This is a genomic window from Catellatospora vulcania (assembly GCF_009720385.1).
In the GTDB taxonomy this organism is placed as follows: domain Bacteria; phylum Actinomycetota; class Actinomycetes; order Mycobacteriales; family Micromonosporaceae; genus Catellatospora; species Catellatospora vulcania.
The window spans coordinates 423,156-444,428 of sequence record NZ_WARX01000001.1; the positions used below are offsets into that span (position 1 = coordinate 423,156).

A 21,273-nucleotide genomic window follows, 5' to 3' on the forward strand; every position below is an offset into this window, starting at 1 on the left:
ACATGGAAGGCAGTAGGTGGGATGTCGGGTCGGCCCGGTAGCCTGGTCGGGTGCCAGTAAACTCCCCGTCTTTCCATGATCTTCCTGTGCCCGAGAGTGGGCGGCGGGTCGCGCTGCTGACCCTGGGCTGCGCCCGCAACGAGGTCGACTCGGAGGAGCTGGCCGCCCGCCTGGCAGCCGACGGCTGGCAGGTCAGCACCGACGGCGAGGGCGCGGACGTGGTCCTCGTCAACACCTGCGGCTTCGTGGAGAAGGCCAAGCAGGACTCGATCGACACGCTGCTGGCCGCCGCCGACACCGGCGCCAAGGTCGTGGCCGCGGGCTGCATGGCCGAGCGGTACGGCAACGAGCTGGCCAAGAGCCTGCCCGAAGCCGACGCGGTGCTCGGCTTCGACGACTATCCGTCGATCTCCGCCGCGCTCGGCTCGGTGCTGCGCGGCGAGGCGCACGACGCGCACACCCCGCGCGACCGCCGCGAGCTGCTGCCGATCGCCCCGGCCAAGCGCCGCGAGACCGGTGTGATCGTGCCCGGCCACGCGGCCTTCACCAACGACGAGCACACCCCGGCGCACCTGCGGCCCGTGCTGCGGCACCGGCTCGACAGCAGCCCGGTGGCCTCGCTGAAGCTGGCCAGCGGCTGCGACCGCCGGTGCTCGTTCTGCGCCATCCCGGCGTTCCGCGGCTCGTTCGTCAGCCGCACCCCGGACGAGCTGCTGGCCGAGGCCGAGTGGCTGGCCGGCACGGGCGTGCGCGAGCTGGTGCTGGTCAGCGAGAACTCGACGTCGTACGGCAAGGACCTGGGCGACCCGCGGGCGCTGGAGAAGCTGCTGCCGCAGCTCGCCGCGATCCGGGGCCTGGTCCGGGTGCGGGTGAGCTACCTGCAGCCCGCCGAGACCCGGCCCGGCCTGGTCGAGGCGATCGCCACCACCCCCGGCGTCGCGCCGTACTTCGACCTGTCGTTCCAGCACTCGTCCGAGCCGGTGCTGCGCCGCATGCGCCGGTTCGGTTCCACGGAGCGCTTCCTGGAGCTGCTGGACAGCGCCCGCAAGCTGGCCCCGGAGGCGGGCGCGCGGAGCAACTTCATCGTCGGCTTCCCGGGTGAGACCCGCGCCGACTACGAGGAGCTGGTGCGTTTCGTCAGCGAGGCGCGGCTCGACGCGATCGGCGTGTTCGACTACAGCGACGAGGACGGCACCGAGGCCGCGACCATGGACGGCAAGGTCGGCGCGAAGACGATCCGCAGCCGGTACGACAAGATGCTGAGCCTGGTCGAGGAGCTGTGCGGCCAGCGGGCCGAGGAGCGCCTGGGCAGCTTCGTGGACGTGCTCGTCGACACCGTCGACGACAACGGCGTCGAGGGGCGGGCTGCGCACCAGGCGCCGGAGGTGGACGGCTCGACCATGCTGGTCGCCGGGGCCGACGGGGTCGACCTGGGCGCGCTGCACCCCGGTGACCTGGTCCGGGCCCGGGTGACCGGGACCGAGGGGGTCGACCTGGTGGCCGTGCCCGTGGAAATGCTCGACGCGGCTCCCGCCGGTCGCCCCGCGCTGGCCGTGGTGGCTGGTTAGCGTGTCTGCCGTGCAGGAACGTTCACGCCGGGTGCCACCGCTGCTCAACGCCGCCAACGTCCTCACGGTCGTGCGCATCGTGCTGGTGCCGGTCTTCGTGGCACTGGTGATCGTTTCTGGGATGACCGACAACCGCTGGCGGATCGCGGCCGCGATCACGTTCGGCATCGCGTCGTTCACCGACTACGTCGACGGCTGGATCGCCCGCCGCTTCGAGCTGGTCACCTCGTTCGGCAAGGTCGCCGACCCGATCGCGGACAAGGCCCTGACCGGGTCCGCGCTGGTCCTGCTGAGCTGGTACGACCTGCTGCCCTGGTGGGTCACCCTGGTGATCCTGGTCCGCGAGTGGGGCATCACGCTGCTGCGCTTCTGGGTCATCCGGTACGGCGTGATCGCGGCCAGCCGCGGCGGCAAGCTCAAGACCGTGCTCCAGATCGCGGCGATCGCCTGGTACCTGTGGCCGTTCCCGGCCCCCTGGTCGGCGGTCGGCCCGTGGCTCATGGGAGCGGCGCTGCTGGTGACCGTGGTGACCGGCGTCGACTATGTGATCGCGGCGATCCGCCTGCGCCGCGGCGCGCCCCGACCGATCTCGTGATCGAGGCGTACCTGGGCCTGCTCGGGGTGCCCCGACGGGCGCCCTCGGCGGCGTACCTGCGCGAGCTGCACCGGGCGCACGTGGCCCGGGTGGCGTACACCAACGCGGAGATCATGCTGGGCAGGCCGGGCACGGTCACGGCCGACGAGGCGCTGCGCCGGATCACGGCCGGGCTCGGCGGTTACTGCTTCCACCTGAACGCGGCCTTCAGCGAGCTGCTGCGGGCGCTGGGCTTCACCGTCACCCTGCACCGCGGCTACGTGATCGCGGCCCTCGACGAGGTGGACCCGGCGCTGAACCACCTGGCCCTGCTGGTGCACGACCTGCCGGACCCGGCGAACCCGGGCGGGGGGTGGCTGGCCGACGCCGGACTCGGCGACGCGCTGTTCGAGCCGCTGCCGCTGGTCGACGGGGAGCACGTGCAGGGTCCCTTCGGGTACACCCTGGCAGCCTCGCCCCGCCCGGAGGGCGGCTGGCGGCTCCACCACGACCCGGCGGGGTCCTTCGCGGCCTGCGACATCGTCGCCGCGCCGGCCGTGCTCGGCGACTTCGCCGGGGCGCACGAGCGCCTGTCGACCTCGGCCGATTCGCCGTTCACCCGGCTGCTCACGGCCCAGCGGCGGACCGCCGGCGGGGTGGAGATCCTGCGCGGCTGCCTGCTGCTGACCATCGACGCCGCCGGGCGTCGCGAGGAGCACCTGGCGACCCGCGAGCGCTGGCGGGAGGTGCTCGCCGGGCTCTTCGGCCTGACCGGCGACGACCTCGACGAGCTTTGGCCCGGCGCGATGGCCGCACATGAGGAGTGGACGGCACGGCGGCTCGCCGAGCGGCAGGCCGCGGACGCCCCGCCTGCCGGCGACCTGCTGCCGGCGGCACGCCGCCCGGCCGAGCCGGCTCCGCTGGCCGCGGGATGACCGAGGTCGAGGACCTGGTCGGCAGGCTGGTCGCGCGGCGGCAGACCGTAGCGGCGGCGGAGTCGCTGACCGGCGGGCTGCTCACCGCGACCCTGGTCACCGTGCCGGGGGTGAGCCGGGTGCTGCGGGGTGGCCTGGTGGTCTACGCCACCGATCTCAAGCACAGCCTGGCCGGGGTCGACGCCGCGCTGCTGGCCGAGCGGGGTCCGGTCGATCCGGACGTGGCGCTGGCGCTGGCCCGGGGGGCGCGCGAGCGCTGCGGCGCGGACTGGGGCCTGTCCACCACGGGGGTGGCCGGACCGGGTCCGCAGGACGGGAAACCCGCGGGAACCGTGTACGTCGCGCTGGCCGGGCCGGACGGCCAGGCAGACGTCCGTGAGCTGCACGTCGACGGGGACCGCCAGCAGGTGCGGGACACCGCCGTGGCGGCTGTGCTGGGCCTGCTCCGCGCCGCCGTGATCGATTCGTGAGACGTGATCTCCTCGTGACCTGTGCGAGGTTTGGCAGAACTGTCGTACTGTGTATCAAAGTGGCGTCGGCCGCCGAGTGAGTTCGGGATCCGCCCCCGGCGGGGCGGGGTGTCGAACTGGCATGAAGAGAGTACGGTTCTTCTCAGCCGTCGGTGACAACCGGCGGCTGACGGCATATCAGCCGACCAGCGTCGTGACGGGGAACAGTCCAGGGGGTGCGAACATGGTGCTTCTGCGTCGAGTGATCGGTGATGCCCTCCGTGCCCGCCGGCAGGGACAGCACCGCACCCTGCGTGAGGTCTCCACCGCTGCCAACGTGAGTCTCGGATACCTGTCCGAGATCGAGCGTGGGCAGAAGGAGGCGTCCAGCGAGCTGCTGACCTCGATCTGCGACGCCCTCGGCGCGCGGCTGTCCGAGGTCCTGCGCGAGGTCAGCGACACCATGGCCGTCGCCGAACAGGTCAACGGCGTGCTCACGCCGCTGCCGCGCGGTGACCAGCAGGTGGCGGAGATCACGCACCGGCCGCGGACCGAGGTGGCCACCGACGGCCAGGTCTCGGTCACGGTCCGGCGGGACAATCCGCTGCGTACCACGCTGCGGACCACCCGCAACATGCGTCCGGGCAACGCCGGCAACGCGCGCGGCCGCGAGGTCGTCGGCGTCTGAGGACGCTCCACCGGCTCGTGGGCACGCGATGAGCGTGCCGCCTGCCGCAGCTAACAGCCGTCCGCAAGCGGGCGGCTGCCGTGCTGCCTGCCGCCCGCTTGCGTGTCGTCAGCGCCGTGCGCCCAGGCCCAGCGTGCTCTGCCTGGGGAAGATCCCCGAGCGGGCCAGGGTGACCGCGGGCCGACCAGCTGAGCCAGCCGCCCGGCGCCTGCCGGGCCGAGTGCCCGCCACGGGCCGGCGGCGAGTTCGTCGGTGAGCCGCTCGACCTCGTCCCGCCCGGCCTGTCCCGCCTCGGTGGCGAGGCCGTCCGCGCCGAGCCAGCCCCGGGCGGTCAGCCGCTCCCGTGCTGCCTGCCACTCATCGGCGGTCCAGCCGCGACCGGCGAAGACCTCGACCGGTGCCGCGCCGACGGCCGCGAACGACACCAGGGCCTCGCACGGGTCGAGTCCGGCGGCGAGCAGTGCCGCGAGGTGCCCGTCGCCGCGGTGTTCGCGCAGCAGCGAGGCGGCGTGCCAGAGCACCAGGTGCGGCTCGTCCGGCCAGGGCAGGTCGGCGTTGGCGGCGGCCAGCGGGCGGCCCGCGGTGACGGCCGCCTGCGCGGCGTGACGGGCGAGCGCTGCGGCCTCGGCCAGTTCCGGGGTGCCGATGGCGTCGGGCAGCAGCGCGCGCAGGCTGCGGTCCACGGCCCGCACCCGGGCGGCCAGCACCTGATCCGGTGTGGCGGTCTCCCAGATCGCGGGGACGTAGGTGCGGATCATCGCGGGGCTGAAGCTGTAGTAGGTCGCGGTCACCAGTTCGGGACCGGCCGCGCCGAGCGGCGCCGACCGCCACGCGAAGTAGCTCGCCCAGCGCGCCTCGGTGCCGTAGCCCAGCGCCGCCGCCTCCTCATCGGCCTGCGGCGCGTAGTAGATCGCCGCATGCACCGGCTCCAGCACCTGCCACATCCGACGCACCAGCGCCGGGGCCACCGTCTCGGACATCGCCTACCTCCCTAATGTAGTGACACTAAGAATGCATCTTGACGTCGACAAGATTTTCACGAACCCGCAAACTTGTCAACGCCTAGATCGCCGGGCGCTGACACCCCCGCGTTGATCATGAAGTTGTGGCAGGGACACGCCGTCGAGCCGTGCCATAAGTTCATGATCAACGCGGGGGTGGGGGTGGGTCAGGAGATGCGGACCAGGTCGCCGGGGGTTACGGCGAGCATGACGGCGGCGCGGCCGCCGTTGACGGCGATGCCGACACGGTCGGCGGAGTCGGCGAAGACGACCAGGCCGCCGGAGGGCGCGTCGGCGAAGGTGGTACCGCGGATCGCGCGGCAGCCGCCGACGGTGAGCCGGTCGGGGAGCAGTTCGAGGGCCGAACCGGTGGCGGCGAGCTGCACGTTGCCGAAGCGGTCGACGGTCAGCACCTCGGCTTCCAGCCAGCCGTCGCCCCAGGCCACCACCGGCTCGGGCAGCACGATCAGGCTGTCCAGGGCGACCGCGGGGCCCGCGTCGGCCGGGTCCGCGCCGCGGGCCAGGCGGGCCGCGACCGGGGCGAAGACGTCGCGGCCGTGGAAGGTGCGCGACACGTTCGGGGCGAACCAGTCCTCGCTGGCCAGCTCGTACGCCGCGGACGGGCCGCCGAGCGCCTGCGCGGCCCAGATGAGCAGCCCGTTGTCGGGCCCGACGAGCAGCCCGCGCGGGGTCTGCACGACGACGGCACGGCGTGGGCTGCCGACGCCGGGGTCGACGACCGCGAGGTGCACGGCGTCGGGCAGGTACGGCACGGTCTGCGCCAGCACCGCCGCACCCCGGGTGACGTCGCCGGGCGCGATCAGGTGCGTGACGTCGAGGACCCGGGCGGCCGGCGCGGTCCGGGCGATCACGCCGTGGCAGGCGGCGACGAAGCCGTCCGACAGCCCGTAGTCGGTCGTGAACGAGATGTAGTCATATCCGGGCATGCCTATGAAGGTAGACCGATCCGGCCCGTTGTCCACTATGGTCGCTGCGGCGAGCCGATCTCCTCCTGCGCATCCGCGTCGGAGCGCTCGGCGTCCGCGCCGCCCGACGGCGCCGCACCGGCCCCGGCAGGCCCGCTCGCGGGCGCCGCAGCGCGCTCGGCGGATCCGTCGAACGCCTGTCCGCGCTGGGCGGGGACGGCGCCCGGGGCGGTGGCCGCCTTGCTCGCCGTGTTCCGGCGCTGGATCTTGCGGAACAGCAGCAGCACCGGGATGGTGCAGATCAGCGGCCCGATGATGGCAAGCGGCCGGGTCAGCCACCAGCCCAGGTCGACATCGGCGGGCTTGTCCATGTCGTAGCGCAGCCACAGCCAGGTCAGGAACAGGAACAGCGCCATGCCGGTGGTGTGCACCAGGTAGAGCGGCAGCGAGAACTCGTTGATCAGCTCGTTGAGGCGCTTCCAGCGCGGGCGTTCCAGCAGGATCTGCATCCGCGGGCGCATCAGCTCGGCGAAGCCGATCTGGAACAGCAGCAGCGCCACGATGACGAAGGTGGGCGGGGCCATGTTCGAGAAGCGCTCGCCGGGCACCCCGACCATGGAGCCCGGATAGAGCCCCGACCCGACGAGCCCGACCAGGCCGAACAGGCCCGCCCAGAGCAGCGCCCAATCGTTGCGCCGGGGCGAGTCGACGACATTCTGGTAGAAGAAGCCGGCCTGGTGGGCCAGGCCCCACACCAGCACCATGTTGAGCCAGCCGATGTCCTCCATGCCCTTGCCGAAGCGGGCCACGTCGACCACCATCGCCGCGCCGGCCAGCCACACCAGGGCCAGCAGCCCCGCCTTGCGGTGCAGCCACAACCCGATCGGAAGCAGGGCGATCAGCATCAGGTACACGGCGAGGAACCACAGCGGGCTCACCACCAGCTTCACCGCCCGGCCGACGCCGGTGAGGTTGAAGTAGCTGCCGATCAGGCCGCCGAGCGCGATCCACACCAGCAGCACGATGCCGGCCGGGATGAGCAGCTGGCGCATGCGCCGCCAGACGAACGCGCCCATGCTGACGCCTCGTGCCTGTGCCCGCTCCCAGCTGCGGATGTGCACGAAGCCGCCGATGAAGAAGAACAGCGGCATGACCTGGAACAGCCAGGTCGCCAGCCACAGGCCGCGGGTGAAGCCGAGGGGGCTGGTGGCGTGCGGGCCGTCGGCGCGCCAGTCGAGGATCGTGAACGCCCAATGCCAGACCACGACCACGATCAGGCTCAACGCCCGGAGGAAGTCCACATAGGTGTCACGGCGCGCGGGGGCGGCGGCGGTGCTCATGAACCGCAGCATGCCACCGGCGCGGCGCGACCCGCCAGCGCGAATCCGACACGGGTTTCCCCGGTCTTTCCCTGATGGCCGCCTAGGGGACCGCCCTCAGCCGCGTAACCGCAGCCCGCGGGGCGTGATCCGGAACCCGGCCGCCTCCAGCGCCGCGCCCAGCGGGCTGCCGGTGACGGACTCGCCGTCGGCCCGCTCCACGGTCAGCGGACCGAGCGCACCGCTGGTCACAGCCTCGGTGAGCGACGCCGCGGCGGCCGCCATGACCGCCTCGTCATCGCTGAAGGACAGCAGGGTGCGGCCACCGCGCTCGACGTACAGCGCGAGGGCTCCGTTGACAAGGACGACCAGTGCGCCGGCCTTGCGGCCGGGGCGGTGGCCCTCGGTGTTGTGCGGCCAGGGCAGCGCCGCGCCGTACGGATTGGCAGGGTCGGTGGCGGCCAGCACCAGCGCCCGGGGCGTGCCGTCGCGCAAGTCGGCGTACGAGCGCAACCGGTCCACCGCCCCCGGCAGTGCGAACTGCGCCGCCCCGAGCCCCTCCACGAAGTAGCCGCGGCGGGCCGCGCCCCGGTCCTCCAGGGCGGCCAGCACGGGGTAGACCGCGGCGAACCCGCCCGGCTGGTTCTCGGCGGCGACCGCGCCCCGGATCACCACGCCGTACCGTTCCAGCAGCGCGTCGGCCAGTGCCGCGGCCCGCGCGGTGGGGTCGGTGTCCCGTTCGTCGAGCGCATGCCAGCGACCCGCCGCCGCGGGCAGGTGCGCCGGGCCCCGGGCAGCCGCCAGGGAGCGGCCCCCGGTCAGGCTCGGCCGCCGGTAACGGGCCCGGCCCGGAGTCGGTTTGGCCCGGTGCGCGCCGCCGCCGGACAGCCGCGCCCGCACCGGGGCAAGCGTGTCGTTGCCGACCAGCCCGGCCCAGACCAGGTCCCACAGGGCGGACAGCAGCTCGTCGTGCTCGGCCTCGACCTGGTCGGCGAGCTGCCGGAAGAACAGCGCGCCGCCGCCGAGGGCGGACAGCAGCGACTCGTGCACACCGGTCCGGGCGAGTTCGGCGGGCGGTGGCAGCAGCAGCGGGGCGGCGTCGGCGAAGGCCAGCACGATCCAGCCGTCGTTGCCGCCGATCGGTCCCGCGCCCGCCCAGACGACCTCGCCGGTGGCGCACAGCTCGTCCAGGTAGGACGGGCGGTAGTCGGCGACCCGGGCGGGCAGGATGAGGCGCTCCAGGGCCGAGGCGGGCACGGGCACACCCTGGATCTGGTCGATGGCGGCGGCGACCGCGTCGATGCCCTCGCTGCGCCGCCCGATGTGCTGCCAGGCGGGCAGGAAGCGGCCCAGCACGTCCGGCGGGACCGGCTCGATCTCCTTGCGCAGCGCGGCCAGGCTGCGCCGGCGCAGGGTACGCAGCACCTCCGCGTCGCACCACTCGATGAACCCGCCATCCGACGACGCGGTGAACTCGCCCTGCACCAGCCGCCCGGAGGCGGACAGCCGCCGCAGCGTGTGCTCGACCACCGCCACACCCAGCCCGAACCGGATCGCCGTGTCATCGGCGCGGAACGGGCCGTGGGTTCGCGCGTACCGGCTGATCAGGTCGAGCAGCGGGTCGGCGACGGCCGTGGTGTACGCGGCGGGCAGGCCGGGCGGCAGCGCGACGCCCAGCGCGTCCCGGTAGCGGCCCGCGTCCTCGGCGATGATGTACCGCTCCTGCCCGGCGACCCGGACCGCCAGGATGCGGCCGGTGCGGGCCAGCTCGTCGAGCCAGCCGGGCTCCACGCCGCGTTCGGCCAGCTCGTCCGGGGACAGGTCGCCGAGCTGGCGCAGCATCTCGACGGTGTCCTCGGCGTCGCGCACCCGCCGGTCGGTCCAGCGCAGCCGCAGCGCGGTCGCCTCGATGACCGCCGGGTCCAGCAGCTCGCGCAGCTCCACCCGGCCGAGCAGCTCGCCGAGCAGCGTCGGGTCCAGGGAGAGCGCGGCGGCCCGGCGCTCGGCCAGCGGGGTGTCCTCGCCGTACAGGAACGCGCCCACGTACCCGAACAGCAGCGAGCGGGCGAACGGGGACGGCTGCGGGGTCGACACCTCGATCATGCGGATCTTCCGCGAGGCGATGTCGCGCATCATCGTGGCCAGCGACGGCAGGTCGAACACGTCGCGCAGGCACTCCCGGGCCGCCTCCAGGGTCACCGGGAAGTCCGGGTACTCCCGGGCCACGTCGAGCAGCTGGGCGGCGCGCTGGCGCTGCTGCCACAGCGGCTGGCGCCTGCCGGGGTCGCGCCGGGGCAGCAGCAGCGACCGGGCCGCGCACTCGCGGAACCGGGACGCGAACAGCGCCGAGCCGCCGACGGTCTCGGCGACCAGCGGCTCGATCTCGTCGGCGTCGAAGGCGAACGTGTCCGCGCCCGGCGGCTCCTCGGCGGTCTCCGGCAGCCGGATCACGATGCCGTCGTCGGCGGCGTGCACCTGCGCGTCCACGCCGTACCGCTCGCGCAGCCGCTGCCCGATGGCCAGCGCCCACGGGGCGTTGACCGGCGCGCCGAGCACGTTGTGCAGCACGATGCGCCAGTCGCCCAGCTCGTCACGGAAGCGCTCGACCAGCACGGTCCGGTCGTCCGGCAGGTGCCGGGTGGCCGCTCGCTGCTCCTCCAGGTATGCCGTCAGGTTCCCCACGGCGGACGGGTCGAGGTTCTCCATCCCGGTCGGATTGCGCAGGAACGCACCGAGCGCCTTGCCGAGGGCGACGGGCCGTCCCGCCTGGTCGCCCTTCCAGAACGGCAGCCGGGCGGGCTGGCCCGGGGCGGGGGAGACCAGCACCCGGTCGGGCGTGATGTCCTCGATCCGCCAGGAGCTGGTGCCCAGCGCGAACACGTCGCCGACGCGGGACTCGTACACCATCTCCTCGTCCAGCTCGCCGACCCGCGACGCCTTCTCCGACCCGGCCAGGAAGACGCCGAACAGGCCGCGGTCGGGGATGGTGCCGCCGGAGGTGACCGCCAGGCGCTGGTTGCCGGGGCGGCCGGTGAGCCGGTCCGCGGCGCGGTCCCAGACGATGCGCGGGCGCAGCTCGGCGAAGGCCGTCGACGGGTAGCGCCCGGCGAGCATGTCCAGCACCGCGTGCAGTGCCGACTCGGGCAGCGCGGCGAACGGCGCGGCCCGGCGTACCAGCGTCGACAGCTCGGCGACGGTCCACTCGTCCAGCGCCGTCATCGCCACGATGTGCTGGGCGAGCACGTCGAGCGGGCTGTGCGGGAACGCGAGAGGCTCCAGGCGGCCCGCGGTCATCCGCCCCGCGACCACGGCACAGGACAGCAGGTCGCCGCGGTGCGTCGGGAACACCACGCCACGCGAGACCGCGCCCACCTGGTGCCCGGCCCGGCCCACCCGCTGCAGCCCGGCGGCCACGCTGGGCGGCGCGCCGACCTGCACGACCAGGTCGACCGCGCCCATGTCGATGCCGAGTTCGAGGCTGGAGGTGGCCACCACGGCGGGCAGCCGCCCGGACTTCAGCTCCTCCTCGATCTGCTTGCGCTCCTCCTTGGAGACCGAGCCGTGGTGCGCGCGGGCGATCTGGGCGGTGGCGCCGTACGCCGCGCCGGACTGGGCCATGATCTGCGCGGGCGGCGGCACGGCCGTGACCAGGTGCTCGGCGGCCAGTTCGTTGAGCCGGGCGCAGAGGCGCTCGGCTCCGCGGCGGGAGTTGGTGAAGACGATGGTGCTGCGGTGCCGGCCGATCAGCTCGTACACCCGCTCCTCGACCGCCGGCCAGATCGAGGCCCGGCGCGGGCCCTCGTCGTCGGGTCTGCCCTCGTCGAGCGCGGTCATGTCCTCGACCGGCACCTCGACGCTGACCTCGATGGTCTTGGCGGACTTCGGCTGCACCACGCGCACCGGCGCGGCCCCGCCGAGGAACTGCGCCGCCGCCTCGACCGGCTCGACCGTCGCCGACAGGCCGATCCGCTGCGCGGGTTTGGCCAGCAGCGCGTCGAGGCGCTCCAGGGACAGCGCCAGGTGCGCGCCGCGCTTGGTGCCGGTGACCGCGTGCACCTCGTCGACGATCACCGTCTCGACGCCCCGCAGCGACTCCCGCGCCTGCGAGGTGAGCAGCAGGAACAACGACTCCGGTGTGGTGATCAGGATGTCCGGCGGGCGTCGGTTGAAGGTGCGGCGTTCGTCCGCGGGGGTGTCGCCCGTACGCATGCCGACCGTGATGTCCGGTTCTTTCAGGCCGAGCCGGGCTGCCGCGTGCCTGATGCCGGTGAGCGGGGTGCGCAGGTTGCGCTCGACGTCCACGGCCAGGGCCTTGAGCGGGCTGACGTAGAGCACCCGGCAGCGCCGCGTGGGGTCCTCGGGCAGCGGCTCGTGGGCGAGGCGGTCCAGCGCCCAGAGGAACGCGGCCAGGGTCTTGCCCGAGCCGGTCGGGGCCACCACCAGGGCGTGGTCGCCGGCGCTGACGGCCTTCCAGGCACCCGCCTGGGCCGGGGTGGGCGCGGCGAAAGCCGCGTCGAACCAGGCCTGCGTGGCAGGGCCGAACGGGGCGGCGGGCGTGTTCATCACCGCCCATCCTGCCCCCAGCCACCGACAATCGCCTGGCACATGTTTCGGGTCTCGTACGGGTGATGCCGCAGGTGAGGCGTTAACCACACTCCCCGCAGGGGTAGGCCCAGTGGATGAGACGGTTTGGTTGGGAGTCTTGCCCGGATGCGCCCGAATCACGTACCGTCTTGCTCACGATGAGTAGTCCATCGAACACGGTGTGCGGAGGGTAGGCATGACCGAACGACAGACCACACCGGCAGTCGACAGGAAGAACAGCCGCCACGAATCGGACGTCCTGCTGCGCCAGCTCGACGGGCACCTCGCCCGGCTGCAGGCAGGCCAGTCCCAGACGCAGCACTCCGGCCACGAACTGGCCCTGGCCGAGCGCATCGCGGCGCACCTGCGCCAGCTGATCCGCGACACGGTGCGAGCCAGCGCCGTCGACCGGGCCCGGGTGCGCGCCGCCGTGCACTACTTCGTGGTGCGCAACCGCGACGCCCGGCACCCGCACACGCACGCGCGCCCCGCGCACGTGGACGTGTGGGTGGTCAACGACATCATCCGCGACCTCGGCCGCCACGACCTGCTGATCCCGGAGCCGGCCGTAGCCTGAGCCCCGCCCCGAACCGCCGACGTGCGACCGGCTCCCTGAAGCCGACCGCCGTTTTTTATGGACGTCGGCCCCGACTTGGCATAGACGTTGGCCTATCTGGATGAGTTCGATCGCCGAATTGTCATCCAGATAGGCCAACGTCTTTTTGTGGTACGCGGCGCCGCGCTCCCCGGGTGCGTCAGGTCAGGGATGAGGTGGCGAGTTTGACGCCGAAGCCGACGAAGAGGGCGCCGATGGCGCTGGTGCCGGCCGCGGCCAGCCTGCGCCGGGTGCGGAACGCGGCGGCCAGCCGGTTCCCGCTGAAGATCAGTGCGCTGAGGTAGAGGGCGCTGCAGATCTGCACGATGATCGCCAGCAGCAGGAACGACACCGCCGGGTAGGCGTACCCGGGGTCGACGAACTGGATGAAGAACGAGACGAAGAACAGGATCGCCTTCGGGTTCATCAGGCTGATCGTGAACGCCCGCCGGAACGGGTTCTCGGCCTTGGGCGCAGGCTCGGGCGGGCTCGCCGCGACCTGGGCCATGACGCGGCCGGCGGACCGGTCCCGCCAGCCGCGGATCGCGCCGACCAGCATCTTGACGCCGACGAAGCCCAGGTAGGCGGCACCGGCGTATTTGACGACCATGAACAGCGCGGGGACGGCCCGCAGCAGGGATGCCATGCCCGCCGCGGAAACCAGCATGAGCACGCCGTCGCCGCAGAAGACGCCCATCGCCCCGCGGTAGCCCTGCCGTACTCCGCGGCGGGCCGCGACGGCGAGCACGTACAACGAGTTCGGGCCGGGCAGCAGCACGATGGCGATCGTGCCGAGCACGAAGGTGTACAGGTCCGTAACGCCGAGCATGCCTTACATCCTCTCCTGAGTGACCTGGTGGCGGCCTCGGCCGATAGGACACCCCGGAGGTGCCCTACGTCACCGGCCCGTCGACGGCGGCCTTGCTGCGGTCAGGCGGGTGCGGGCGGTGGGCCATTCGGCGGCGAGCATGGAGAAGGTGACGGTGTCGCGCCACTGGCCGTCGTGGTGCATGCGGTGGTGGCGCAGGACGCCCTCGCGGACCGCGCCGAGGCGGGCGATGGCGGCCTGGGAGCGCTGGTTGTTGTGGTGGGTGTGCCACTCGACGCGTTCTGCCCCGAGGACGTCGAAGGCGCGTTCGAGCAGGAGCAGCTTGGACTCGGTGTTGACGCCGGTGCGCCAGGCCTTGCGGCCCAGGAAGGTGTGGCCGATGCCGAGCTGCCGGCGTACCGGGTCGATGGCGTAGTACGAGGTGGTGCCGAGGATCTCGCCGGTGGCGGTGGACCGCTGCACCCACGGGACCCGCTCGCCGCGCGCCTGCGCGGCCAGCGCGTCGGAGACGACGGCGGCCATCTCCTCGCTGCTGCGCGGGGCGGGGTTGAAAAGCCAGCGCCACACCTCTTCGTCGTTTCCGGCGGCGGCGTACAGGCCGTCGACGTGGGACATGTCGAGCGGCTCCAGGGTCACCACGGAGCCGCGCAGCATCACGGGCTCGTGCCACGGGCCGCGATCGGCGCGCAGGTAGGCGGGGGCGGGCACGGTGACGCCGGGGGCGGGTTCGGCGGGACCGGCGGTGACCTTGAGCGGGAGCACGCCCGCCCAGTACGGCAGGGCCAGGTCCTCCTCGTCGTCGCCGGCGGTGCCGGTGCGGGCGCGCACCGAGACCTCGTCCAGCGGTAGTGCCAGCAGCGCCGTCTGGGCCAGCTCCTTGGCCGACGGGGGGCGCGTCCGGGCGGCGTGGCCCTCGCCGATCTTCTCGGCCAGCGCGGTGAAGACGCGCAGCTTCTCCTGCTCGTCGGTGACCAGCGTGGCGGTGCCGTGCGCGATGACCGAGCGGTAGTTGGCGCTGTGGTGGAACTGCGAGCGGGCCAGCACCAGGCCGTCCAGGTGGGTGACGCAGGCGGCCACGCGCAGGCCGCGACGCGCCTCCAGGCCCATCCGGCCGCCGCTGGAGCCGTGCAGGTAGAGCGTGTCGTCGACGCGTATGTGCAGGGTGGGCAGCGCCCGCGGCTCGCCGTCGAGCACGAAGGACAGGGTGCAGTGCCAGGCTTCGTCGAGGATCGCGTGCGCGGCGTCGCGCTCGTAGGACATGCGCTCGCGCATCCGCAGTGCGGTGGTGCGCGAAGTCTGCGGGTAGGTGGTCACGCCCGCCTCCTTGACTCGAATAATGTACTAGTACATACTTGGCTTTGTGACAGTACGATATCCGATCACCGGGGGCACGGCAACGGCTATCGCGTCCTGCGTGGAGGAGGGCGTGCGCCGGGGCGTGCTCGTGCCCGGGGACGCGCTGCCCAGCGTGCGGGCCCTGGCCGAGGAGCTGTCCGTCAGCCCCGCCACCGTCGCGGCCGCGTACCAGCGGCTGCGTGACCGGGGCATCGTGGTGACCGCAGGCCGACACGGCACCCGGGTGCGCCCGGTGACCCCGATCGCGACCGGCCGGGCTGTCCGCCCCCTGCCGCTGCCCGCGGGCGTGCGCGACCTGTCCGACGGCGAGCCGGACCCGGCCCTGCTGCCGGACCTGGCCCCGGTGCTGCGGCACGTCGCCGACGCGTTCGCCGCAGGCGAGACCCCGCTGCGGTATGCCGACGCCGGGCCGCTGCCGGAACTGATCGACCATGCCCGCACCCGGCTGCCCGAGCTGCCGGACGGGGCGGAGTACACCCTGGTCAGTGGGGCCTTGGACGGCATCGATCGGCTGCTCGGCGCCCGGCTGCGGCCCGGTGACCGGGTGGCGGTCGAGGATCCGGGCTGGGGCGCGCTGCTGCACCTGATCGCCGCGCTGGGCCTGGTGCCGGTCTCGATGCCAGTCGACGACGAGGGGCCGCTGCCCGACGGGGTGCGGGCAGCCGTCGCCGCGGGCGCGCGGGCCGCGGTGATCACGACCCGGGCGCAGAACCCGACCGGGGCCGCGGTGAGCGCGGCACGGGCCCGGGAGCTGCGGCCGTTGCTGCGCGATGTGTTCGTGATCGAGGACGACCATGCCGGAGAGCTGGCGGCGGTGCCGTCGCACCCGGTCGCCGGCGGGGCGCACTGGGCGTTCGTCCGCAGCGCCAGCAAGCCGTACGGCCCCGACCTGCGCTGCGCGGTGATCGCCGGGGACGCCGAGACGGTGTCGCGGGTGGCGGGGCGGGCGCGGCTCGGCCCGGGGTGGGTGTCCGGGCTGCTCCAGCGCACGCTGCTGGGGCTGTGGCAGGACCCGGCGGCGCAGCGGACCGTGGCGCGGGCCGGGCGGGTGTACGACGAACGCCGCTCCGCGCTGGTCGAGGCGCTGCGCCGGCGGGGTGTCGCTGCGAGCGGGCGCACCGGGATCAACGTGTGGGTGCCGGTGCCGGACGAGACCGGGGCGGTGACCGCGCTGCGCGACGCCGGGTGGGCGGTGGTGCCGGGGCACGTGTACCGCACCGTGACCGGGCCGGGGATCCGGATCACCGTCGCGACGCTGCGCCCCGACGAGGTCGAGCCGCTGGCCGAGGCCGTGGCCGCCGCGGTGCTCCCGTCCCCGGCCGCGGTGCTGCGCTGAGCGCGGCGCGGCTCGGCTTTGCGATAGACGTTGGCCTATTGCATCGAGTTCGATCTACGAATAATCGATCTAATAGGCCAACGTCTATGTAAGGCGGGGGTGGGGCGGGGCGAGCGGGCCGGGTGGCGGCCCGCTCGCGGGGTTGGTCAGCCGAAGAGGTCCTCGAAGAAGGACTCCTGCTTCTTGTGCTTCTTGTGGTGGCCGTGGTCGTCGTGGCGGTGCTGGTCGTGGCGGGGGTACGACGGGTCGGAGTAGCCGTACTGCTGCTGCGGGGGCGGCGGGGCGGCGTGCTGCTGGCTGCCGTGCTGCTGGTTGCCGTGCCAGGCGTTCTCGGCGGCGGTCAGCCGCTCCAGCTCACCGCGGTCGAGGAAGATGCCGCGGCACTCGGTGCACTGGTCGACGGTGACGCCGTTGCGCTCGTACTGCCGCATCTGTCCATGGCATTTCGGGCATGTCATCTGCATGCGGCCGAGCCTACCCACTCGCGTCCATAGTCGATCATGGCTAATCCGCGGGACGGGAGGCGGAGCGGGCCGTACGGTGACGGCATGACGACGTTGCACGGCGAGCGGGTCACGCTGCGGCCGGCCGGTCCCGCGGACGTGGACGACCTCGCCGCGATCCGGGCCACGCCCGAGGTCCGCGTCCGGTGGCAGGGCGACGACCTCGCCGCGGAGATCAAGGACGACCTGGCCGATCCCGATCTCGAACTGCTGACCATCGAGCACGAGGGCCGGACCGTCGGCGCCATCCAGTGGCACGAGGAGACCGACGCCATGTACCGCCATGCGGGCATGGACCTGTACCTCGACCCGGCGGTGCACGGCCGTGGCCTGGGCTCGGACGCGGTGCGCACGCTGTCCCGGCACCTGATCCACGAGCTGGGGCACCACCGGCTCGTCATCGACCCCGCCGCGGACAACACCGCGGCCATCGCCTGCTACGCCAAGGTCGGCTTCCAGCCGGTGGGCGTGATGCGCCGCTACGAACTCGGCCCCGACGGCTCCTGGCACGACGGCCTCCTGATGGACCTCCTCCCCGAGGATCTCCGCTGAGGGTGCGGCGCGGCGGCCCGCTGATCGGCGTTTCCGGTCGGAAGACCGGGTCTGACCGCAGGCTCTGACCCGAAACAGCGATCTTGCGGTGGGCCGGCCCGGTGGGGAAGCGGTGGGCCGGGGCGGCGGGGACGGGGCAGATCGGGCAAGGTAGGGGAAGCGCCCACACCCCTTACCCCCGGGAGCCCTCCTCATGACGTCTGCCGTCGCCGTGCGCAGTGCGGTCCAGGCCAGGACCATCCGCCTGCTCATGGTCGTCGAGGTCGTCAGCGGCCTGGGGGTGGCCATGGGCATCTCGGTCGGCGCGCTGCTCACCCGGGCTATGGCGGGCACCGCCCTGTCCGGGGCGGCGCAGAGTGCGGCGGTCGTCGGCGGCGGCGTGCTGGCCGTGCCCGCCGCCGCCCTGATGAGCCGGTACGGCAGGCGGCCCGGCCTGGCCCTGTGCTATCTCACCGGCGCGGTGGGTGGGGTGGCGGTGCTGGCCTCGGCGTCGCTGGACTCCATCCCGCTGCTGTTCGTCGGCTTCTTCCTGTTCGGTGCGGGCAGCACGGCGAAGCTGCAGTCCCGCTACGCCGCCACCGACCTGGCCGAGCCGCAGCGCCGCGGCCGCCAGCTCTCGCTGGTGGTGTGGTCCACCACGCTCGGCGCGGTGATCGGCCCGAACCTGGCCGCCCCGCTGGGCGGCTCGCTGTCGCGCTTCGGCATCCCGGAACTGGCCGGTCCGTTCGCCTTCGCATCCGCGTCGTTCCTGCTCAGCGCCCTCCTGCTAACTGTGTTCCTGCGTCCCGACCCGCTGCTCACGGCACAGGCGGCGGCTGGTGTGCCCGGTCCGGGCGAGCCGACCTCGGCGACCGGCGGGGCCGGGGCGGCGGACCATGCGGCCGGGGACGGGCCGCCGGGGCAGGCCGAGCGGCACACCCTGGGCTCGGCGGCGCGGGCGGTGCTGGCCTCGCCCGCGGCCCGGCTGGGCATGGCCGCGATGGCGCTGGGCCACCTGGTCATGGTGGCGGTGATGGCGATGACGCCGGTGCACATCGGCGAGACGCACAGCGCACCGGACACGCTGCGCATCGTCGGTTTCGTGCTGAGCGTGCACGTGGCCGGGATGTACGGCCTGGCGCCGGTGGTGGGCTGGCTCACCGACCGGGCGGGTCGGGTGCCGGTGATCCTGGGCGGGGTGGCGCTGCTCATCGCCGCGTGCGCGGTCGCCGCCACCGCGGGCCACGACACGGCGCTGCTCACCACCGCGCTGCTGATGCTGGGGCTGGGCTGGTCCGGCACCATGGTCGCCGGCTCGACGCTGTTCACCGAGTCGCTGCCCGCCCCGGCCAAGCCGCGCGCGCAGGGCCTGTCGGACCTGGTCACCGGGTTGTCCGGAGCGAGCGCCGGGGTGCTGTCGGGGATCGTCGTCGAGCTGTCCGGGTACGCGGTGCTGGCGCTGCTCGCCGGGCTGGCCACGATCCCGCTGATCGCGCTGGCGCTGCGGCCGGCCACGCTCGCCGCGGTGAAGGTGGCAGACTAGCCCGATGCGACGGACCGACTTCTACGAGCGGCTGACCGAGGTGTTCGGTCCCGCCTACGCCGCCAGCGTCGCCGCCGACCAGGTGCTCCCGCAGCTGGGCGGGCGGACGATCGACACCGCCCTGGCCGACGGGGAGGAAGTGCACGTGATCTGGCGCGCCGTGTGCGAGCAGTACTCCGAACGGGTGCCTGGCCGCCTGCGCTGATCGACCGGCGCGGGTTTCCGTGTGCGAGCACACCTACGGCGTGGCAGGATGGCGCTCGTACACGTGTTCGGCTATCGTCCACAACCAGTGCTTTGTGCATGCCGCGGTTGTCCACAGGCCCGGCGTGCCCGTATCGCCTTTGTCGGACCCAGCGCCTAGCGTGTCGGCGTGACGAAGAAGGCTGCGAAGTCGGCGACTGACAGTGCCCTAAAAGAGGTGGCGACGAAGATGGCGGCTAATCCCGATAAGAGCAAGGCCCTCGACCTGGCGCTCGCCCAGATCGACAAGCAGTTCGGCAAGGGCTCGGTGATGCGCCTCGGCGAGCGGCCGCAGGTCCAGATGGCGATCATCCCCACCGGCTCCATCGCGCTGGACGTGGCGCTGGGCATCGGCGGCCTGCCGCGCGGGCGCATCGTCGAGATCTACGGCCCGGAGTCCAGCGGCAAGACCTCGCTGGCCCTGCACGCGATCGCGAACGTGCAGCGCAACGGCGGCATCGCGGCGATCATCGACGCCGAGCACGCCCTGGACCCGGAGTACGCGAAGAACCTCGGCGTGGACACCGACGCCCTGCTGGTCTCCCAGCCCGACACCGGTGAGCAGGCGCTGGAGATCGCGGACATGCTGGTGCGCTCCGGCGCGCTGGACCTCATCGTGATCGACTCGGTGGCGGCGCTGGTGCCCCGCGCCGAGATCGAGGGTGAGATGGGCGACAGCCACGTCGGTCTGCAGGCCCGCCTGATGAGCCAGGCGCTGCGCAAGATGACCGGTGGCCTGCACAGCTCCAACACCACCGCGATCTTCATCAACCAGCTCCGCGAGAAGATCGGCGTCATGTTCGGCAGCCCGGAGACCACCACCGGTGGCAAGGCGCTGAAGTTCTACGCCTCGGTGCGCCTGGACATCCGCCGCATCGAGAGCCTGAAGGACGGCACCGAGGTCGTGGGTAACCGCACCCGCGTCAAGGTGGTCAAGAACAAGGTCGCCTCGCCGTTCAAGCAGGCCGAGTTCGACATCATGTACGGCAAGGGCATCTCGCGTGAGGGTTCGCTGATCGACGTCGGCGTCGAGCAGAACATCATCCGCAAGGCCGGCGCCTGGTACACGTACGAGGGCGACCAGCTGGGCCAGGGCAAGGAGAAGGCGCGCGAGTTCCTCAAGGAGAACCCGGACGTCGCCGCCGAGATCGAGAAGAAGATCCTGGAGAAGCTGGGCGTCGGCCAGTCGAGCGTGTCGGACGCCGCGGGCGGCCCGGCGCTGCCGCCGGTCGACTTCTGATCGACGCCTGAGCAGCTGACCGACCGTCATGGTGGGACGACGCCGAGGTGCGCGCACCGGCCGGGGATGGGACGCGAAACCGTCCGCCCCGGCCAGGTCCGCGCGCCCCGGCGACGACGGCACCGGCTCGCCGGAAGGCGAGGGTCCCGGCGAGGACGCCTCGCCACGGGCGGAGCGGGCCGCGCGCCGGCAGGCGCAACGAGATCCACACGAGCTGGCGCGGGAGATCTGCCTGCGCCAGCTTTCCGTGCGTCCGCGCACCCGGGCGGAGCTGGCCGCGGCGATGCGGGCCAAGGACGTGGCCGACGAGGTCGCCGAGGCGGTGCTCGACCGCTACGACGAGGTCGGCATGATCGACGATGCCGCGTTCGCGCGGGCCTGGGTGTCCAGCCGCCACCACGGCAAGGGCCTGGCGTCCCGGGCGCTGGGCCAGGAGCTGCGCCGACGGGGTGTCGACCAGGAGGTCGTCACCGAGGCCCTCGCCGAGCTGGACGACGAGACCCAGGCGCAGACGGCGTACGAGCTGGCGGTGCGCAAGCTGCGCACGACGCGCGGCGAGCCGGACGCGGTGTTCCGGCGGGTGGTGGGCGCGCTCGCGCGTAAGGGCTACCCGGGCGGAGTGGCGGTGCGTGCCGTGAAGGACGCCCTGGCCGCGCGCAGTGCCGAGGACGCGGAGCTGGCGGAGCTGCTCGACCCCGATCTGTTCGACACGCCGGAGCAGTGATTTTCTCAGCCTTCGGTCGGGTTCGCGACATGCCGGGCATGGCGTCGGTTCGCCGGTCAGGTCACGGTTCGGCATCGACCGCCCGCCTGACAACCGGACACAATGGGCGATGCGTCCGTCTTGGTGTCCGATCATGAGTTCTTGACCGGACCGCCATCGGCAACCTAGCCTCGCAGGAGAGGTATCACCGACCAGTTCGTGTTAAACCACACAACATAGAACGTGTAACAGTACGACAACAGTTTTTCCTGGTGAGGACACGTGCAGCCGCCGTACCCCTGCGGCTGCCTACATGTAGTCGCAGCTCAGGGCCGTTGAAGCGGTTCGCG

19 protein-coding genes are annotated in these 21,273 nt (G+C 72.9%); 12 read left to right on the forward strand and 7 right to left on the reverse strand.

Features of this window, described 5'->3' with window-relative positions; genetic code table 11:
• Positions 1–86: 86 nt before the first annotated feature.
• The 5 genes from rimO (at position 87) to F6W97_RS21165 (ending at position 4,214) form a co-directional block, all read left to right on the forward strand.
• A complete protein-coding gene (gene rimO / locus F6W97_RS21145; protein ID WP_155372168.1) occupies positions 87–1,568 on the forward strand; it encodes a 30S ribosomal protein S12 methylthiotransferase RimO in 1,482 nt (493 codons plus the stop codon).
• 10 nt (positions 1,569–1,578) lie between these two features.
• Positions 1,579–2,163 carry a CDP-diacylglycerol--glycerol-3-phosphate 3-phosphatidyltransferase gene (pgsA, locus tag F6W97_RS21150; RefSeq protein WP_196279252.1) on the forward strand — a complete coding sequence of 195 codons (585 nt, stop codon included), beginning with the start codon at positions 1,579–1,581 and terminating at the stop codon, positions 2,161–2,163.
• Complete coding sequence (locus tag F6W97_RS21155; RefSeq protein WP_155372170.1) at positions 2,160–3,077, forward strand: arylamine N-acetyltransferase family protein; 918 nt, start codon at positions 2,160–2,162, stop codon at positions 3,075–3,077. Before pgsA ends, F6W97_RS21155 begins: the two co-directional genes overlap by 4 nt.
• Positions 3,074–3,547, forward strand: coding sequence for a CinA family protein (locus F6W97_RS21160; RefSeq protein ID WP_155372171.1), 474 nt, complete (start codon positions 3,074–3,076; stop codon positions 3,545–3,547). The genes F6W97_RS21155 and F6W97_RS21160 overlap by 4 nt, the downstream gene beginning before the upstream one ends.
• A 223-nt stretch (positions 3,548–3,770) precedes the next feature.
• Entirely contained in the window at positions 3,771–4,214 is a 444-nt protein-coding gene (locus tag F6W97_RS21165; RefSeq protein WP_155372172.1) for a helix-turn-helix domain-containing protein, read from the forward strand.
• Positions 4,215–4,264: 50 nt separating this feature from the next.
• Here the strand turns inward: F6W97_RS21165 and F6W97_RS21170 are convergent, their stop codons facing one another.
• The 4 genes from F6W97_RS21170 to F6W97_RS21185 form a co-directional block, all read right to left on the reverse strand.
• On the reverse strand, positions 4,265–5,194 hold the full coding sequence (locus tag F6W97_RS21170; protein WP_230686847.1) for an SCO6745 family protein: 930 nt from the start codon (positions 5,192–5,194) through the stop codon (positions 4,265–4,267).
• Between the two features lie 188 nt (positions 5,195–5,382).
• On the reverse strand, positions 5,383–6,162 hold the full coding sequence (locus F6W97_RS21175; RefSeq protein ID WP_155372173.1) for an SAM hydrolase/SAM-dependent halogenase family protein: 780 nt from the start codon (positions 6,160–6,162) through the stop codon (positions 5,383–5,385).
• 35 nt (positions 6,163–6,197) lie between these two features.
• Positions 6,198–7,481 (reverse strand): acyltransferase family protein, encoded by a 1,284-nt coding sequence (locus F6W97_RS21180; protein ID WP_155372174.1) that lies wholly within the window; start codon positions 7,479–7,481, stop codon positions 6,198–6,200.
• A gap of 96 nt (positions 7,482–7,577) precedes the next feature.
• Complete coding sequence (locus F6W97_RS21185) at positions 7,578–12,023, reverse strand: ATP-dependent helicase (RefSeq protein WP_155372175.1); 4,446 nt, start codon at positions 12,021–12,023, stop codon at positions 7,578–7,580.
• A 217-nt stretch (positions 12,024–12,240) separates the two neighbouring features.
• Between F6W97_RS21185 and F6W97_RS21190 the strand changes: the two genes are divergently transcribed.
• Positions 12,241–12,621, forward strand: coding sequence for a hypothetical protein (locus F6W97_RS21190; RefSeq protein ID WP_155372176.1), 381 nt, complete (start codon positions 12,241–12,243; stop codon positions 12,619–12,621).
• Between the two features lie 178 nt (positions 12,622–12,799).
• Here the strand turns inward: F6W97_RS21190 and leuE are convergent, their stop codons facing one another.
• Together leuE and F6W97_RS21200 are read right to left on the reverse strand one after the other, a co-directional pair.
• Positions 12,800–13,468: a leucine efflux protein LeuE gene (leuE, locus tag F6W97_RS21195; RefSeq protein WP_155372177.1), complete on the reverse strand. Its 669-nt coding sequence runs from the start codon at positions 13,466–13,468 to the stop codon at positions 12,800–12,802.
• Between the two features lie 69 nt (positions 13,469–13,537).
• Positions 13,538–14,740 (reverse strand): bifunctional pyridoxamine 5'-phosphate oxidase family protein/GNAT family N-acetyltransferase, encoded by a 1,203-nt coding sequence (locus F6W97_RS21200; protein WP_155373014.1) that lies wholly within the window; start codon positions 14,738–14,740, stop codon positions 13,538–13,540.
• A gap of 88 nt (positions 14,741–14,828) precedes the next feature.
• Between F6W97_RS21200 and F6W97_RS21205 the strand changes: the two genes are divergently transcribed.
• Positions 14,829–16,160 carry an aminotransferase class I/II-fold pyridoxal phosphate-dependent enzyme gene (locus F6W97_RS21205; RefSeq protein ID WP_155372178.1) on the forward strand — a complete coding sequence of 444 codons (1,332 nt, stop codon included), beginning with the start codon at positions 14,829–14,831 and terminating at the stop codon, positions 16,158–16,160.
• 146 nt (positions 16,161–16,306) lie between these two features.
• On the opposite strand, the gene F6W97_RS21210 is transcribed toward F6W97_RS21205, so the two are convergent.
• Positions 16,307–16,624: a TFIIB-type zinc ribbon-containing protein gene (locus tag F6W97_RS21210; protein ID WP_155372179.1), complete on the reverse strand. Its 318-nt coding sequence runs from the start codon at positions 16,622–16,624 to the stop codon at positions 16,307–16,309.
• A gap of 84 nt (positions 16,625–16,708) precedes the next feature.
• On the opposite strand from F6W97_RS21210, the gene F6W97_RS21215 reads away from it, so the two are divergent.
• From F6W97_RS21215 to F6W97_RS21235, 5 genes are all read left to right on the forward strand, one after another.
• Entirely contained in the window at positions 16,709–17,215 is a 507-nt protein-coding gene (locus F6W97_RS21215; protein ID WP_155372180.1) for a GNAT family N-acetyltransferase, read from the forward strand.
• A gap of 193 nt (positions 17,216–17,408) precedes the next feature.
• Positions 17,409–18,737: an MFS transporter gene (locus F6W97_RS21220; RefSeq protein WP_155372181.1), complete on the forward strand. Its 1,329-nt coding sequence runs from the start codon at positions 17,409–17,411 to the stop codon at positions 18,735–18,737.
• A 4-nt stretch (positions 18,738–18,741) separates the two neighbouring features.
• A complete protein-coding gene (locus F6W97_RS21225; RefSeq protein WP_155372182.1) occupies positions 18,742–18,942 on the forward strand; it encodes a DUF3046 domain-containing protein in 201 nt (66 codons plus the stop codon).
• Between the two features lie 228 nt (positions 18,943–19,170).
• On the forward strand, positions 19,171–20,220 hold the full coding sequence (gene recA / locus F6W97_RS21230; protein WP_120321744.1) for a recombinase RecA: 1,050 nt from the start codon (positions 19,171–19,173) through the stop codon (positions 20,218–20,220).
• 28 nt (positions 20,221–20,248) lie between these two features.
• Entirely contained in the window at positions 20,249–20,944 is a 696-nt protein-coding gene (locus F6W97_RS21235) for a regulatory protein RecX (protein ID WP_155372183.1), read from the forward strand.
• Positions 20,945–21,273: the final 329 nt, after the last annotated feature.

Bases quoted from the DNA above. Each gene is read 5' to 3' on its own strand.
- recA (WP_120321744.1), top strand. From the start codon at position 19,171: ATGGCGGCTAATCCCGATAAGAGCAAGGCCCTCGACCTGGCGCTCGCC.
- leuE (WP_155372177.1), bottom strand. From the start codon at position 13,468: ATGCTCGGCGTTACGGACCTGTACACCTTCGTGCTCGGCACGATCGCC.
- F6W97_RS21220 (WP_155372181.1), top strand. From the start codon at position 17,409: ATGACGTCTGCCGTCGCCGTGCGCAGTGCGGTCCAGGCCAGGACCATC.
- F6W97_RS21175 (WP_155372173.1), bottom strand. From the start codon at position 6,162: ATGCCCGGATATGACTACATCTCGTTCACGACCGACTACGGGCTGTCG.
- F6W97_RS21235 (WP_155372183.1), top strand. From the start codon at position 20,249: ATGGTGGGACGACGCCGAGGTGCGCGCACCGGCCGGGGATGGGACGCG.
- F6W97_RS21165 (WP_155372172.1), top strand. From the start codon at position 3,771: ATGGTGCTTCTGCGTCGAGTGATCGGTGATGCCCTCCGTGCCCGCCGG.
- F6W97_RS21160 (WP_155372171.1), top strand. From the start codon at position 3,074: ATGACCGAGGTCGAGGACCTGGTCGGCAGGCTGGTCGCGCGGCGGCAG.
- F6W97_RS21210 (WP_155372179.1), bottom strand. From the start codon at position 16,624: ATGCAGATGACATGCCCGAAATGCCATGGACAGATGCGGCAGTACGAG.
- F6W97_RS21185 (WP_155372175.1), bottom strand. From the start codon at position 12,023: ATGAACACGCCCGCCGCCCCGTTCGGCCCTGCCACGCAGGCCTGGTTC.
- F6W97_RS21190 (WP_155372176.1), top strand. From the start codon at position 12,241: ATGACCGAACGACAGACCACACCGGCAGTCGACAGGAAGAACAGCCGC.
- F6W97_RS21215 (WP_155372180.1), top strand. From the start codon at position 16,709: ATGACGACGTTGCACGGCGAGCGGGTCACGCTGCGGCCGGCCGGTCCC.
- F6W97_RS21200 (WP_155373014.1), bottom strand. From the start codon at position 14,740: ATGCGCGAGCGCATGTCCTACGAGCGCGACGCCGCGCACGCGATCCTC.
- F6W97_RS21180 (WP_155372174.1), bottom strand. From the start codon at position 7,481: ATGAGCACCGCCGCCGCCCCCGCGCGCCGTGACACCTATGTGGACTTC.
- F6W97_RS21170 (WP_230686847.1), bottom strand. From the start codon at position 5,194: ATGTCCGAGACGGTGGCCCCGGCGCTGGTGCGTCGGATGTGGCAGGTG.
- F6W97_RS21225 (WP_155372182.1), top strand. From the start codon at position 18,742: ATGCGACGGACCGACTTCTACGAGCGGCTGACCGAGGTGTTCGGTCCC.